The organism is Pseudomonas sp. ME-P-057 (assembly GCF_030208975.1).
Taxonomy (GTDB): domain Bacteria; phylum Pseudomonadota; class Gammaproteobacteria; order Pseudomonadales; family Pseudomonadaceae; genus Aquipseudomonas; species Aquipseudomonas lutea.
Genome location: NZ_JARVSX010000021.1, coordinates 217,767 through 231,797, shown reverse-complemented (window position 1 = coordinate 231,797; position 14,031 = coordinate 217,767). Strand labels below are relative to the sequence as shown.

Below are 14,031 nucleotides of genomic sequence, written 5' to 3'. Positions count from 1 at the left end.
AGCCTTCCTTGTTCCCCCCAAGCAAGGACGCTCCGATGCTGATTTTCCTCCGCCTGCTGGCCTGCGCCATTTTCGCCCTTTACTCGGTTAGCGCCACCGCCCAATCCTGCCCCGACTGGCCGCCCGCAAAAGCCCGAAGCGAGATCCTTGCACTGCAAAACCAGCTGGCCCAATGGGACGACAGTTACCACCGCCAAGGCGTCTCGCTGGTTGCAGACGAGCTTTACGATCAGTCCGTTCAGCGCCTCACCAAACTGCGCAAATGTTTGGCCGAAACCTCCATATCGACCTTAAACCCCCTACAAACAGCTCGCGGCCCGGTCGCACACCCCATCCCTCACACCGGCCTTACCAAACTGCCAAACGAAGCAGACGTTCATTCCTGGCTTGAGGGCCGAAGCGACGTCTGGATTCAGCCCAAGGTGGACGGTGTGGCCGTCACGTTGGTCTATGCAGACGGCAAGCTGGTCAGCGTGATCAGCCGGGGCGATGGGGTTTCGGGGCAGGACTGGACCGGACATGCGCTGCAAATCGAAGCGATCCCTTGCCATCTCCCTTGGGAAAAGGATGTGGTGCTGCAGGGTGAGCTGTACTGGCGGCTGACAAACCATGTACAGGCCGACGCAGGCAGTCTGAACGCACGCAGCAAGGTGGCGGGCTTGCTGGCACGGCATGCCATTAGCGCGGAAGAAGGCGCGCAGGTAGGCCTGTTCGTGTGGGACTGGCCGGAAGGTCCTTTGGACATGAACGAGCGGCTGGCAGGGCTCACGGCCATGGGTTTCGAGGACAGTGCGCGCTTCAGCGAGCCGCTGGAGGGCTTCACTCAGGCGAAGAACTGGCGAGAGCACTGGTACCGTTCGGCGTTGCCGTTTGCCACCGATGGCGTGGTCATGCGCCAGGGCGAGCGGCCTTCCGCCGAACATTGGCAGGCAAAGGCGCCCTACTGGATTGCCGCCTGGAAATACCCGTTCGCCAAGGCACTGGCTGAGGTGCGCAAGGTTCAGTTCAACATCGGACGCAGTGGCAAGATCACTCCCGTGCTGGAGATTGAGCCCGTGCGCCTGGATGACCGCAATATTGCGCGAATCAGCGTTGGCTCACTGAAGCGCTGGCAGAACATGGATATCAGGCCCGGTGATCAGGTGGCACTCAGCCTCGCAGGCCTGACGATTCCGCGACTGGATGGCGTGGTGTCGCGTAGCGTTGAGCGGGTACCTCTGAATGTTCCGCAGCCCGGGCAATATCACTCACTCAGCTGCTGGCAGCCGGTCGATGGCTGCGAAGGCCAGTTCCGCGAGCGGCTGAAATGGCTGAGCGGCAAGAAGGGGTTAGCGCTTAGCGGTGTAGGACAGGGCACTTGGGACAAGTTGATACAGGCGGGGCAATTGAACGGTTTATTGGACTGGATGAACCTCGACAGTGCACAGCTTGCTAACATTCCGGGGCTGGGAGAGCGCAGCAGCGCTAAACTGCTGGCAAGTTTTCAGGCCGCCCGTGAAAAGCCATTTGCTGTCTGGCTCAAAGCCATCGGATTGCCGCCCGCTACGGGTGTTGATCTGGGTGAGTCCTGGGCGCCGCTCGCCTCGCGAAGCATCGTGGAATGGCAGGCTGAACCCAGCATTGGTTCGGGACGTGCGAAGCAATTACACGCGTTCTTTCAAGACCCGCAGGTGCAAGCGTTAACCAGGCAATTGCGGGGCAAAGGCATCAACGGTTTTTAGTGTTCAGGGCCGCACGATTGTGTAGAGCGTGCGGCCATGTGTATTCGAGGAGTATCCATGAAATTTCTGTCATCCCTTTTCGCAATCGCCGCGTGTGGGCTTCTGGCGGCGTCTGTATTCGCCGCGGAGCAAGCACCGCAACTGTCCGGCTGCGCCGCCAAGCGCCAGGACATCACCACTCAGATCGAAAACGCCAAGGCCGCCGGTAACGCCGGTCAGCAGGCCGGGCTGGAAAAAGCACTTAGTGAAATGAACGCCAATTGCACTGACGCTGACCTGCTCAAACAGCAGGAACAGAAAGTCCTGGACGCCAAACGCGAAGTCAGCCGCCGCCAGGCCGACCTGAACAAGGCCATGAGCAAGGGCGATCCCGAAAAAATCGACAAACGCAAAGACAAGCTCGCCGAGTCCCGCAAAGAATTGCAGGACGAGCAAGAGAAGCTTGAGAAAGTGCAGCCCGACGAGGATGACGACTGAGGTTGTCTGCAGCCCTTCATCCTTTTCTGCCGGAGTGACCGGGCTCTCTCGCGGCTAGATCTGAGGTGTCAGCGCTACGGTTGAGCGATCAAACTGAAACGCCAAACAGTGCGATCACCAACCCGAGGCCGATCGCCCATGCCAGCGAGCGCAAGGCGGCAAGATCCGCCAGGTAGAAAATGATGTAAAGCAGCCGGCTCGTCACGAACAATACGGCGAGTACGTCGATGGTCACCAACTGCGCAACGCCGGCAACGTGGGCGATGATGACGCCGGCGGCGAATCCTGGAATTGCTTCGAAGCTGTTTTGCTGCGCGGCGTGGGCGCGACGGGGCAGGCCTTCAAGGTTGTCGAGGAAGTCGCGCGGGTTGTGATTCTGCCGGGCGCCAAACTGTCCGCTGCTGAATTTCGCAATCGAGGTGCAGAGCAGCGGCAACAGGATCACGACCAACACACACCAAAACGCTACGGTCATATCTGCATCCTTTCTTCAGGGTTTGAGCTTCATGAGAAGCATAGTGGCCAATTCAATGCACAGCTAAGAGCCGCAGCCAGCCGAAAGGTTCTTTCAGTCCTGCATGCCCTTTGTAGGACCGGCTTTAGCCGGGAAGGCGTTACCCATCACGCCGCAATTTCGCGGCGCACATGCGGGCCTCTTCCCGGCTAAAGCCAGTCCTACTAAACATCGCATTCAATCAGTTAAACGAGCGTAAATCCGCATCGATTGTTCGTCGTTACTGCCACGGCCGGCACGATTGGCTAAGATGCCAGCCACGCAGCCGACGACGGCTGTATGTCGTTGCCCAGGAGCCTGCATGTCCAGCGAAGATGACGCCACCCTCAGTGGCGCAGCGCCGATGATTCCCGATCAGCGCCGGGAGTTGATGCTGCGTCAGTTGCGCAAGCATCAGGTGCTCAGCGTGCATCAGCTCATGGAAATGTTCGATTGCTCACACATGACGGTCCGCCGCGATATCGCGTTGCTTGAGCAAAGTGGACGCGCCTATTCAGTGACCGGAGGCGTGCGTATCGCCAGTCAGGTGCATAGCGAACCGAGCCATCAGTCCAAGGCGGTGGTGGAGCTTCCGCACAAGCAGGCAATGGCGAAACTGGCCGCCGGCCTGCTGCACCCCGAAATGACCGTCTACCTGGACGCCGGCACCAGTACGCTGGAAATCGTGCCCTATATCGCAGCGCTGGCGGGCATGACAGTGGTGACCAACGATTTTGGCGTGGTCAATGCCCTTGCCGACGCCACCCATGTGGATGTGATTCACACCGGCGGGCTGCTCGATCACCCAAACCGGTCCTGCGTGGGGGGCCTGGCAGCGGCAACACTGCGTCAACTGGCAACCGACGTTGCATTCATGTCCACCAGCTCATGGGATTTCCAGCGCGGCACCACGACACCTTCTGCTCTCAAGGTTGAGGTCAAGCAGGCGGCCATGCAGGCTGCCTCGCGCAGCGTGCTGCTGACGACCAGTTCGAAATACGGCACGTTTGGCATGTACAAGGTTGCTGGCCTGGAGCAGTTCGACACGATCATCAGTGACGAGCACCTAGCCCAAGGTGCAGCGGACAGCATCCGGGCGCTGGGGGTCGAGTTGATGTTGGCATCGGTGGGTCAGCCACGCTAATCGGCGCTGACCTCAATCTGATGACTCAATTTGTAGTAGCCGACCTGCTGGCGAATGCGTTGGGCCAGACGCCCCTCCCCTGAACAATAAACATGGTTCGCTAGCAAGCCGGCTCCTACAGACCCGTTCTGCTCATTCCAGATGGACGTGTTGTTAAGGCCCCGGCAGTGCGCCGGGGCTTTTTATGCCCAAAAAACAGAATGTTAAATTTTGTTAACTCAAAATAGCACTTCACATTATCCGATCACAGGTTCACTATCTTTAACAGATCAGAACAAACACCGTTCGAGTGCTGATGAACGTCGGCGCTCACCCGAGGAGAGATTCATGGATAACAAGAATGTCGGCGTCATTGGTTTGGGCGCGATGGGATTGGGTATCGCACGATCGCTGCTGCGCAGTGGCTTCAACGTTCACGCCTGTGACGTCCGCGCAGCCGTTACACAGCAATTCGCCGGCGAAGGCGGCGTTGCCTGTGAATCTCCCGCCGCAATGGCTGCGGCCTGCGACGTCATCATCACCGTCGTGGTTAACGCCGAGCAAACTGAAACCGTGCTGTTCGGTGACAACGGCGCAGTCGCCGCTCTACGCCCAGGCAGCCTCGTGATCGGTTGCGCCACGGTGGCACCGACCTTTGCCATCGAACTCGGCCAGCGTCTGACTGACAAAGGCCTGCTCTACCTCGACGCCCCGATTTCCGGTGGTGCTGCTAAAGCCGCCGCGGGTGAAATGACCATGATGACGTCCGGCCCGGCTGACTCCTACGCCAAGGCAGACGCCATCCTCAACGGCATGGCCGGCAAGGTTTACCGCCTGGGCGACGTTCACGGTCTGGGTTCAAAAGTCAAAATCATCAATCAGCTGCTGGCCGGCGTGCACATTGCGGCAAGTGCCGAAGCCATGGCGCTGGGCCTGCGTGAAGGCGTGGACGCCGACGCGCTCTATGAAGTCATCACCAACAGCGCCGGCAATTCGTGGATGTTCGAAAACCGCGTGCCGCACATCCTCAAAGCGGACTACACCCCGTTGTCGGCCGTGGACATTTTCGTCAAGGACCTGGGCCTAGTGCTGGATACCGCGCGAGCCAGCAAATTCCCGCTGCCGCTGTCGTCCACTGCCCACCAGATGTTCATGCAAGCCTCCACCGCAGGCTTTGGCCGTGAGGATGACTCGGCCGTCATCAAGATTTTCCCGGGCATCGAACTGCCGACCGCCAAGCCTGAAAACAACTGAGATGACGCTGATGAGTATTACGACTCCGCGCCCTCTGCTGGGCTGCATCGCCGATGATTTCACCGGCGCGACCGATCTGGCCAACATGCTGGTGCGCGGAGGCATGCGCACCGTGCAAAGCATCGGGATTCCAGGCGCTGACAGCCTGGCTGACCTCGATGCCGACGCCATCGTCATCGCGCTGAAGTCCCGAACTACCCCGGCCAAAGAAGCCGTAGAAGAATCTCTGGCGGCGCTGCAGTGGCTGCGCGATCGCGGCTGCGAGCAGATCTTTTTCAAATACTGCTCCACGTTCGATTCCACCGCCAAAGGCAACATCGGACAGGTCAGCGAAGCGCTGCTGAAAGCACTCGACAGCGACTTCACGTTGGCCTGCCCGGCGTTCCCGGAAAACGGGCGCACGATTTTTCGCGGCCACCTGTTCGTTCAGGACCAACTGCTCAACGAATGCGGCATGCAAAACCACCCGTTGACGCCGATGACCGACGCCAATCTGGTGCGTGTGCTGCAATCGCAAACGGTGCAGAAAGTCGGCCTGTTGCGGTATGACAGCATCGCCAAGGGCGTCGATGGCGTGCGTGCGCGTATCAAGGCGTTGCGTGCTGAAGGGGTGGTCATGGCGATTGCCGACGCCTTGTCGGACGCTGACCTGTACACCCTTGGCGAAGCCTGCGCCGACCTGCCGCTGCTGACCGGTGGATCGGGTCTGGCGCTGGGCTTGCCCGGTAACTTCCGCAAGGCCGGAAAGTTGCGCGACATTAATGCCGCTCAGTTGCAGCAGGTTGAGGGCGGCGAAGTGGTTCTGGCTGGCAGCGCGTCGGTCGCCACCAATGGGCAAGTGGCCGCATGGCTTGAGGCCAATCGCCCTGCCCTGCGCATTGACCCTTTGGCGCTGGCTGATGGCAAGCCGGTGGTGGCAGACGCGTTGGCGTTTGCCCGTGACGCTGGGCAAACCGTTCTGATTTATGCCACCAGCAGCCCGGAAGAAGTCAAAGCGGTGCAGCAAAAACTTGGCGTAGAACGTGCCGGGGCGCTGGTCGAGGATGCGCTCGGACAAATAGCCCGCGGCTTGCTGAATGCTGGCGTCACGCGCTTTGTCGTCGCGGGCGGGGAAACCTCAGGTGCCGTGGTTCAGGCCCTGGGCGTGAGCCTGCTCAAGATCGGCACGCAAATCGACCCCGGTGTCCCCGCAACCATCAGCAGCGGCGACAAGCCTCTCGCGCTAGCGCTGAAATCCGGAAACTTCGGTGGCCGCGACTTTTTCGACAAAGCCCTCAAGCAACTGTCGGGAGGTGCCCGATGAGCAATGTGACGAGCAGTTCAGTGAGCGCCGAGAACGACCAGCGTGAAGAAATCTGCCACATCGGCCGCTTGCTCTTCGGGCGCGGCTACACCGTCGGCAGCGCTGGCAACATCAGTGCCCGCCTTGATGATGGCTGGCTGATCACACCGACCGACGCTTGCCTGGGCCGACTGGATCCGGCGGCCATCGCCAAGGTCAATCTGGCCGGTGAGTGGGTGTCAGGGGACAAGCCGTCCAAAACCCTGGCCCTTCATCGCCAGGTCTACGACCGCAACCCCGGTGTAGGCGGCGTGGTGCATACCCATTCCACGCATCTTGTCGCCCTGACGTTGGCAGGGGTCTGGAAGCCGGACGACATCCTCCCGCCTATCACGCCGTATCAGGTGATGAAGGTCGGGCACATTCCGTTGATCGCCTACGAGCGCCCTGGCTCCCCGAACGTGGCCGCCCAGGTCGCAAAACTGGCCAACAGCGTGCGCGGCGTGATGCTTGAGCGACTCGGCCCGGTGATATGGGAAAGCTCGGTTGCCAAGGCTTCCTATGCGCTGGAAGAACTGGAGGAGACGGCCCGCCTCTGGCTGATGAGCAACCCCAAACCCGCGCCGCTGGATGCAGCGGCGCTGGAAGAACTGCGCCAGACGTTCGGCGTGAACTGGTAACCCCAACGGCGTTTTGACCGAATACCGGATTCCCGGTATTCGGCGGACCGGCTTCGCCGGAAAACAATAACAACGGGACACAACATGACTCCTCTATTTCTGATGATGGTCGCCGGGGCCGGCATTGCGCTGCTGCTGCTATTGGTCCTGAAATACAAGTTCCAGCCGTTCGTGGCGCTGATGCTGGTCAGTATCATCGTGGCATTGGTGGCTGGCGTTAAGCCGGCCGACCTGGTCGCGACCATCGAAGGCGGCATGGGCAAAACCCTTGGCCACATTGCGATCATCATCGCGTTGGGCGCCATGATCGGCCGCATCATTGAGCTCTCTGGCGGCGCCGAAGCACTGGCCAAGACACTGATCAACCGCTTCGGCAATCGGCGCACGCCTTTGGCGCTCACCGTGGCGGGCTTCATGGTCGGCATCCCGGTGTTTTTCGAGGTCGGCGTGATCATTCTGATGCCGCTTGCCTACGGGGTTGCCCGTGCTGCACGCAAGCCGCTGCTGGTGTATGCGCTGCCCATGTGCGCCGCGTTGCTGTCGGTGCATGCCTTCCTGCCGCCGCATCCGGGCGCGGTCGCAGCAGCGGGTCAACTGGGTGCAGACCTGGGCCGCGTGCTGATGTTCGGGCTGCCGATGGTGGGCATTCTTTGCTTGATCGGCTACCTGATCGCCGGGCGCATGACCCGCAGGGTCTACCCGATGACCGACGATATCCGCAGCGAAGTGTACGGCCCGCACGTCACCAACGAAGACCTTGTGGCGTGGGCGAACAACGACTATTCGCGCGCCACTGAAGCGACACACACCAAAGAGCTGGGCGCCGAAGAAAACGCCAGCAGTCTGGCCGCACGGTTGCCCAAAGCACCTGCACCGGGCGCAGGCATCATCATCGCGCTGATCCTGCTGCCGATCATCCTCATCCTGTTGGGCACGCTGGCGACCACGCTGTTGCCGGCCGACTCAACGTTGCGCAGCGTACTGACCGTTCTCGGCGCGCCACTGGTTGCCTTGCTCATCGACACGCTGTTGTGCGCCTGGCTTCTGGGCTCGCGGCGTGGCTGGAGTCGCAGCCAGGTGTCCGATGTCGTGGGCTCCGCGTTGCCGGGAGTGGCAATGGTGATCCTGATCGCCGGCGCCGGTGGCGTGTTTGGCAAGGTGCTGGTCGATACCGGAATCGGCGCGGTGGTCTCCGAAGCGCTGCGCAACACCGGGCTGCCGGTGCTCGCTCTGGGCTTTCTGTTGACGCTGTTGTTGCGCGCAGTACAGGGCTCGACCACAGTGGCGCTGGTGACCACGGCCGGTATTCTCAGCCCGCTGATCGCGACCCTGAACCTGAGTGCCAACCACATGGCCCTGCTCTGCCTGGCCATGGGCGGTGGCGGTCTGGCGATGTCGCACATCAATGACGCCGGTTACTGGATGTTCACCAAACTGGCCGGCCTGAATGTCGCCGATGGCCTGCGCACCTGGACTTTTCTGGTGACTGTTCTGGGCACGCTGGGCTTTTTGATGACGCTGCTGCTCTGGCCATTTGTTTAACGGGATTATTGGGAGATAACCATGCCTCGCTTCGCTGCCAACCTCAGCATGATGTATCCGCAACACGACTTCCTGGCGCGTTTCTCTGCTGCGGCGAGTGACGGTTTCAAGGGCGTGGAATACCTGTTTCCGTACGATTTCAAGGCTGAGGACATCAAGCTGCGCCTGGACGACTTCGGCCTGACCCAGGCGCTGTTCAACGCCCCGCCTGGCGACTTCACCAAGGGTGAACGCGGCATCGCTTCGCTGCCCGGTCGCGAGCGCGAATTTCGCGACGGCTTCCAGAAGGCGCTGGACTACGCGGCGGTACTGGGCAACGACCGTATTCACGTGATGGCCGGGCTGCTGCCCAGTGAAGACCTTCGCCAGCAGCACCACGCCGTGTATCTGGAGAACCTGAGCTATGCCGCACAGCAAGCGGCCAAGGTCGGAATCACCGTATTGATCGAGCCGATCAATACGCGTGACATCCCGGGCTTCTTTCTCAACCGTCAGGACCAGGGCCAGGCCGTTCGCAAAGAAGTCGGCGCTGACAACCTGTTGGTGCAATTTGACTGCTATCACTGCCAGATCGTGGAAGGCGACGTGACCAGCAAACTGCGTCGCGACTTTGTCGGCATCGGTCACATCCAGATCGCCGGCGTGCCGGACCGGCATGAGCCGAGCGTCGGGGAAGTGAACTACCCGTGGCTGTTCGAAGAGATTGACCGCCTCGGCTACTCCGGCTGGGTAGGCTGCGAGTACCGGCCGAAGGGCGACACCAGTGAAGGATTGCAGTGGCTGCGGGATTGGCGCGCACACCATCCGGAGTGAGCTTAGATTCAACCTGTAGGACCCGGCTTGCTGGCGAAGACATCGGCACCGTCAGCATCGTCGGCGCTGGACCGACACGTTCGCGGGCAAGCCGGCTCCGACAGAGTGATGGCACAAGAAGACACATTCCTTCGCCGCTAGACACACGCAGCGTATGGCTGCTTTTCGTTGCGAGGAGGGAGCATCGCCAGTAAGGCTCACGATGAGCGAACGAAATTCAAAACAACTCGGGCAGCTCGCAAGTCACGACGTCTCCGTAACCATAGAGGTTAGCTACCTTACTTGTGGCTCCCACCACAAGTTGAAGTGAGTCACCCGATCGTCGGTCACCATAAATCGTTATGTCTTGACGCGGGCTACTAAAATCAAAAGTCTGATAAACCCAACTTCCACTGGAAGACTTGTAGCCAATCGTCGCATACTGCGTCGTGACCGTGTTGCCCGCCATCAAAACGTCAAGTTTGCCGTTGATGAGAAAGCGTGTAGGAGTGTCAGCACGCGCGGCTCCGTCAAAGCGTACATGATAATTAGTGAGCCCGTTATTAGCGGTAAAACTGTACATCGCCGAGACTTTCTGAGGAGGGCCACCTGCAACAGACGTTGTCTTAGCCTTGTTATGAAACTCTCCATTTAACCCTTCGTTAAAGCCCAGACGAAAATCCACTGTATCATTCGGTTCTCTCGTTCCGCTGCCTTTCACAGGAAGCTTTACCAAGTCTGAACCGAAAGTGAATTCCAGCTCCGTATACTCCCCCAACGTGCCGCCATGCCCAAGCCGGACGGTATTCTGGAAAGGTGAACTGGATCTAACCAGCGGAGTGGACGCCGAGAGCATTCCAGAAAACTCATAGCCTGAAATTCCCACCGGCTCCAGCACTCCTTCAAATGAAGCCGATGAATACATATCCTTGTAGGCCAGTTTGATCGATGGCATAAAAAACATCTCCTTATGAAACATCACCCATTCGCCACACATGCAACACATGCAACACATGCAACGCTCGCAAAATTTTCGGCATTGTAACTCCGACCAAGCCCTGTGCTTGAATCGATTAGAAATTAGAGACGGCAATATTATTTCTAATAGAAGTGTTACGCGCTGTTGGAAGACCTGAGGTTGAACCAGATCGCCGGCGTGCCGGACCGGCATGAGCCGAGCGTCGGGGAAGTGAACTACCCGTGGCTGTTCGAAGAGATTGACCGCCTCGGCTACTCCGGCTGGGTAGGCTGCGAGTACCGGCCGAAGGGCGACACCAGTGAAGGATTGCAGTGGCTGCGGGATTGGCGCGCACACCATCCGGAGTGAGCCTAGATTCAACCTGTAGGACCCGGCTTGCTGGCGAAGACATCGGCACAGTCAGCATCGTTGGCGCTGCACCGACGCGTTCGCGGGCAAGCGCGCGCCTACAGACGGCTTTACCCCATCACTCGTTGATCAATTCTTCCTTGAACTGATCTTTCACGTAGGTGATTTCTGTCTTGCCGTGGGGTGCAGGCAAGCCGTCCTCGCCCAGATTAACGAAGACCATCTTCTCAACGGTGAGGATGCTCTTGCGGGTGATCTTGTTGCGCACCTGGCAAGTCAGGGTGATGGAAGTGCGACCAAACTCGGTCGCCGTGATGCCCAGCTCGATGATGTCTCCCTGGCGCGAGGCGCTAACGAAATTGATCTCCGAGATGTACTTGGTGACGACGCGCTGGTTGCCCAGCTGAACAACCGCGTAGATCGCCGCCTCTTCGTCGATCCAGCGCAGCAGGCTGCCGCCGAACAGCGTGCCGTTGGGGTTGAGGTCTTCAGGTTTTACCCATTTGCGCGTGTGAAAGTTCATGGGGGCTCCGGGGTGTCTGGGAGACGATGGTGGGTGTGCCCCAGCTTCAAGCTTCAAGCCTGAAGCTGCAAGTTAAAAGCAGGTCCGCTGTTGTATACCGCCTGCCGCTTGCAGCTTGCCACTTGCAGCTCAAAGAAAGATAATCCCCACCGCTTCAAAAAACGGTCATCACACCTTGTTACCGTTTTCCCGCCACCTGTCCGAGGGGCGCTGCAGCAGGTCAGACCTGTCAGGCTCGGATGGGGCGTTGTTTGATCAGGCTCTCGCCGATCAAGCTTTAAACGCACAACGGCGCCCATTCGCATACTACGAATGGAGAACTCTTGATGAGTGCTGTACTGACGCCCACCGAATTCAACGACTACAAAGTTGCCGACATTTCCCTGGCTGCCTGGGGCCGTCGCGAAACCATCATTGCCGAATCCGAAATGCCTGCCCTGATGGGCCTGCGTCGCAAGTACGCCGGCGAGCAACCGCTCAAGGGCGCGAAGATTCTTGGCTGTATCCACATGACCATTCAGACAGCCGTGCTGATCGAAACCCTCGTTGCATTGGGTGCCGAAGTTCGCTGGTCGTCCTGCAACATCTTCTCGACCCAGGATCAGGCCGCTGCCGCTATCGCCGCAGCCGGTATTCCGGTATTCGCCTGGAAAGGCGAGACCGAAGCCGAGTACGAGTGGTGCCTTGAGCAGACCATCCTCAAGGACGGTCAGCCATGGGACGCCAACATGATCCTCGACGACGGCGGCGACTTGACCGAGCTGCTGCACAAGAAGTACCCGGCCATCCTCGACCGCGTCCACGGCGTCACCGAAGAAACCACCACCGGCGTTCACCGCCTGCTGGACATGCTGGCCAAGGGCGAACTGAAGATCCCTGCGATCAACGTCAACGACTCGGTCACCAAGAGCAAGAACGACAACAAGTACGGTTGCCGTCACAGCCTGAACGACGCCATCAAGCGCGGCACCGACCACCTGTTGTCCGGCAAGCAAGCGCTGGTCATCGGCTACGGTGACGTGGGCAAGGGTTCGGCTCAGTCGCTGCGTCAGGAAGGCATGATCGTCAAGGTCACCGAAGTGGACCCGATCTGCGCCATGCAGGCGTGCATGGACGGTTACGAGCTGGTTTCGCCGTTCATCAATGGCGAAAACGACGGCACCGAAGCAAGCATCGACAAGGCGCTGCTGGGCAAGATCGACCTGATCGTCACCACCACCGGTAACGTCAACGTCTGCGACGCGAACATGCTTAAAGCCCTGAAGAAGCGTGCTGTGGTCTGCAACATTGGTCACTTCGACAATGAAATCGACACCGCTTTCATGCGCAAAAACTGGGCATGGGAAGAAGTGAAGCCACAAGTGCACAAGATTCACCGCACCGGCACTGGCGCGTTCGATCCACAGAACGACGACTACCTGATCCTGCTGGCCGAAGGCCGTCTGGTGAACCTGGGCAACGCCACGGGTCACCCAAGCCGCATCATGGACGGCTCGTTCGCCAACCAGGTGTTGGCGCAGATCTTCCTCTTCGGCCAGAAGTACGCCGACCTGAGCCCTGCCCAGAAAGCCGAGCGCCTGACCGTTGAAGTGCTACCCAAGAAGCTGGACGAAGAAGTGGCCCTGGAAATGGTGCGTGGCTTCGGCGGCGTCGTGACCAAGCTGACCAAGACACAGGCCGACTACATCGGCGTGACCGTTGAAGGTCCGTTCAAGCCGCACGCTTATCGCTACTGATATGTCTGCGGAGCGTGCTCGGCATTCGGGCACGCTGCTCCCGCACGAACGGCCGTAACTTGTAGGAGCCGGCTTGCTGGCGAAAGCGTCAGGTCAGACACTTTGATGTCAACCAAGCTGCCGTTTTCGCCAGCAAGCCGGCTCCTACAGGGTTCGCGTCAGGCTTTTGAGCTTCCAAGGTTATGACCATGTCCCAAGACCGTAGCTACAGCTTCGAATTCTTCCCGACGAAGACCGACGCTGGTCATGAAAAATTGCTGGCCACGGCGCGTACGCTGGCCAGTTACAACCCTGAATTCTTCTCCTGCACCTATGGTGCCGGCGGCTCCACCCGCGACCGCACAATCAACACCGTGCTGCAGCTGGAAAAAGAAGTACACGTTCCGGCCGCTCCGCACCTCTCGTGTGTCGGGGACAGCAAAGCCGATTTGCGCAGCTTGCTTACCCAGTATCGCGAGGCGGGCATCAAGCGCATTGTGGCGCTGCGCGGTGACCTGCCTTCCGGCATGGGCATGGCCAGCGGTGAGCTGCGTTATGCCAATGACCTGGTGACCTTCATCCGTGAAGAAACCGGTGATCACTTTCATATCGAAGTCGCTGCCTACCCTGAAATGCACCCTCAGGCGCGCAACTTTGAAGACGATCTGAAAAACTTCGTCCGCAAGGCCAATGCTGGGGCCAACAGCGCCATCACCCAGTATTTCTTCAACGCCGACAGCTACTTTCACTTCGTCGAGCGCGTGCAGAAGCTGGGCGTAGAGATCCCGATCGTTCCAGGGATCATGCCGATTACCAACTACAGCAAACTGGCGCGTTTCTCTGACGCGTGCGGTGCGGAGATCCCGCGCTGGGTTCGCAAGCAGCTGGAAGCGTACGGCGATGACAGCGCGAGCATTCAGGCTTTTGGCGAACAGGTCATCACTGAAATGTGCGAGCGCCTGTTGCATGGCGGCGCGCCTGGCCTGCATTTCTACACGCTGAATCAGGCTGAACCGAGCCTGGCTGTCTGGAACAATCTGAAGCTCTCTGCCCGAACGGCATGAGCCAGATGTACTGAACGGTGATGCCGGGATGGACAGGT

General features: G+C 59.5%; 13 protein-coding genes, 1 pseudogene and 1 riboswitch. Of the genes and pseudogenes, 11 read left to right on the top strand and 3 right to left on the bottom strand.

Annotated elements, in window-relative coordinates:
* The first annotated feature begins 35 nt into the window (after positions 1 to 35).
* Both ligB and QRN48_RS12230 read left to right on the top strand, forming a co-directional pair.
* On the top strand, positions 36 to 1,721 hold the full coding sequence (ligB, locus tag QRN48_RS12235; protein ID WP_285350824.1) for an NAD-dependent DNA ligase LigB: 1,686 nt from the start codon (positions 36 to 38) through the stop codon (positions 1,719 to 1,721).
* 57 nt (positions 1,722 to 1,778) lie between these two features.
* A complete protein-coding gene (locus tag QRN48_RS12230; protein ID WP_191944615.1) occupies positions 1,779 to 2,198 on the top strand; it encodes a DUF1090 domain-containing protein in 420 nt (139 codons plus the stop codon).
* A gap of 88 nt (positions 2,199 to 2,286) precedes the next feature.
* Here the strand turns inward: QRN48_RS12230 and QRN48_RS12225 are convergent, their stop codons facing one another.
* Positions 2,287 to 2,673 carry an MAPEG family protein gene (locus QRN48_RS12225; RefSeq protein ID WP_037018950.1) on the bottom strand — a complete coding sequence of 129 codons (387 nt, stop codon included), beginning with the start codon at positions 2,671 to 2,673 and terminating at the stop codon, positions 2,287 to 2,289.
* A 340-nt stretch (positions 2,674 to 3,013) separates the two neighbouring features.
* On the opposite strand from QRN48_RS12225, the gene QRN48_RS12220 reads away from it, so the two are divergent.
* From QRN48_RS12220 to otnI, 6 genes are all read left to right on the top strand, one after another.
* Positions 3,014 to 3,835, top strand: coding sequence for a DeoR/GlpR family DNA-binding transcription regulator (locus QRN48_RS12220; protein WP_191944616.1), 822 nt, complete (start codon positions 3,014 to 3,016; stop codon positions 3,833 to 3,835).
* Positions 3,836 to 4,045: 210 nt separating this feature from the next.
* On the top strand, positions 4,046 to 5,068 hold the full coding sequence (gene ltnD, locus QRN48_RS12215) for an L-threonate dehydrogenase (RefSeq protein ID WP_285350822.1): 1,023 nt from the start codon (positions 4,046 to 4,048) through the stop codon (positions 5,066 to 5,068).
* A 10-nt stretch (positions 5,069 to 5,078) separates the two neighbouring features.
* Positions 5,079 to 6,371 (top strand): 3-oxo-tetronate kinase, encoded by a 1,293-nt coding sequence (gene otnK / locus QRN48_RS12210; RefSeq protein WP_285350821.1) that lies wholly within the window; start codon positions 5,079 to 5,081, stop codon positions 6,369 to 6,371.
* Positions 6,372 to 6,391: 20 nt separating this feature from the next.
* Positions 6,392 to 7,030, top strand: a complete 639-nt coding sequence (gene otnC / locus QRN48_RS12205; RefSeq protein WP_037019279.1) for a 3-oxo-tetronate 4-phosphate decarboxylase — start codon at positions 6,392 to 6,394, stop codon at positions 7,028 to 7,030.
* Positions 7,031 to 7,114: 84 nt separating this feature from the next.
* Positions 7,115 to 8,572, top strand: coding sequence for a GntT/GntP/DsdX family permease (locus tag QRN48_RS12200; protein ID WP_191944619.1), 1,458 nt, complete (start codon positions 7,115 to 7,117; stop codon positions 8,570 to 8,572).
* A gap of 21 nt (positions 8,573 to 8,593) precedes the next feature.
* Positions 8,594 to 9,385, top strand: a complete 792-nt coding sequence (gene otnI / locus QRN48_RS12195; RefSeq protein ID WP_285350820.1) for a 2-oxo-tetronate isomerase — start codon at positions 8,594 to 8,596, stop codon at positions 9,383 to 9,385.
* Positions 9,386 to 9,602: 217 nt separating this feature from the next.
* On the opposite strand, the gene QRN48_RS12190 is transcribed toward otnI, so the two are convergent.
* The gene (locus QRN48_RS12190) at positions 9,603 to 10,319 is read right to left on the bottom strand and encodes a hypothetical protein (protein ID WP_285350818.1); all 717 of its coding nucleotides are present in this window, start codon (positions 10,317 to 10,319) and stop codon (positions 9,603 to 9,605) included.
* 189 nt (positions 10,320 to 10,508) lie between these two features.
* Here QRN48_RS12190 and QRN48_RS12185 point away from each other — a divergent pair.
* Positions 10,509 to 10,691: pseudogene (locus QRN48_RS12185) on the top strand (TIM barrel protein); the annotation flags it as partial.
* A gap of 118 nt (positions 10,692 to 10,809) precedes the next feature.
* On the opposite strand, the gene QRN48_RS12180 reads toward QRN48_RS12185, so the two are convergent.
* Positions 10,810 to 11,214 carry an acyl-CoA thioesterase gene (locus tag QRN48_RS12180; RefSeq protein WP_285350816.1) on the bottom strand — a complete coding sequence of 135 codons (405 nt, stop codon included), beginning with the start codon at positions 11,212 to 11,214 and terminating at the stop codon, positions 10,810 to 10,812.
* A 196-nt stretch (positions 11,215 to 11,410) separates the two neighbouring features.
* Positions 11,411 to 11,518: riboswitch (S-adenosyl-L-homocysteine riboswitch) on the top strand.
* 22 nt (positions 11,519 to 11,540) lie between these two features.
* On the opposite strand from QRN48_RS12180, the gene ahcY reads away from it, so the two are divergent.
* Positions 11,541 to 12,950 (top strand): adenosylhomocysteinase, encoded by a 1,410-nt coding sequence (ahcY, locus tag QRN48_RS12175; protein WP_037018935.1) that lies wholly within the window; start codon positions 11,541 to 11,543, stop codon positions 12,948 to 12,950.
* Positions 12,951 to 13,138: 188 nt separating this feature from the next.
* A complete protein-coding gene (gene metF / locus QRN48_RS12170; protein ID WP_285350814.1) occupies positions 13,139 to 13,993 on the top strand; it encodes a methylenetetrahydrofolate reductase [NAD(P)H] in 855 nt (284 codons plus the stop codon).
* Positions 13,994 to 14,031 lie beyond the last annotated feature (38 nt).

Coding starts and splice junctions, on each gene's coding strand:
- ligB (WP_285350824.1), top strand. CDS start 36: ATGCTGATTTTCCTCCGCCTGCTGGCCTGCGCCATTTTCGCCCTTTAC.
- QRN48_RS12225 (WP_037018950.1), bottom strand. CDS start 2,673: ATGACCGTAGCGTTTTGGTGTGTGTTGGTCGTGATCCTGTTGCCGCTG.
- QRN48_RS12200 (WP_191944619.1), top strand. CDS start 7,115: ATGACTCCTCTATTTCTGATGATGGTCGCCGGGGCCGGCATTGCGCTG.
- otnK (WP_285350821.1), top strand. CDS start 5,079: ATGAGTATTACGACTCCGCGCCCTCTGCTGGGCTGCATCGCCGATGAT.
- ahcY (WP_037018935.1), top strand. CDS start 11,541: ATGAGTGCTGTACTGACGCCCACCGAATTCAACGACTACAAAGTTGCC.
- QRN48_RS12230 (WP_191944615.1), top strand. CDS start 1,779: ATGAAATTTCTGTCATCCCTTTTCGCAATCGCCGCGTGTGGGCTTCTG.
- otnI (WP_285350820.1), top strand. CDS start 8,594: ATGCCTCGCTTCGCTGCCAACCTCAGCATGATGTATCCGCAACACGAC.
- metF (WP_285350814.1), top strand. CDS start 13,139: ATGTCCCAAGACCGTAGCTACAGCTTCGAATTCTTCCCGACGAAGACC.
- QRN48_RS12220 (WP_191944616.1), top strand. CDS start 3,014: ATGTCCAGCGAAGATGACGCCACCCTCAGTGGCGCAGCGCCGATGATT.
- QRN48_RS12190 (WP_285350818.1), bottom strand. CDS start 10,319: ATGCCATCGATCAAACTGGCCTACAAGGATATGTATTCATCGGCTTCA.
- QRN48_RS12180 (WP_285350816.1), bottom strand. CDS start 11,214: ATGAACTTTCACACGCGCAAATGGGTAAAACCTGAAGACCTCAACCCC.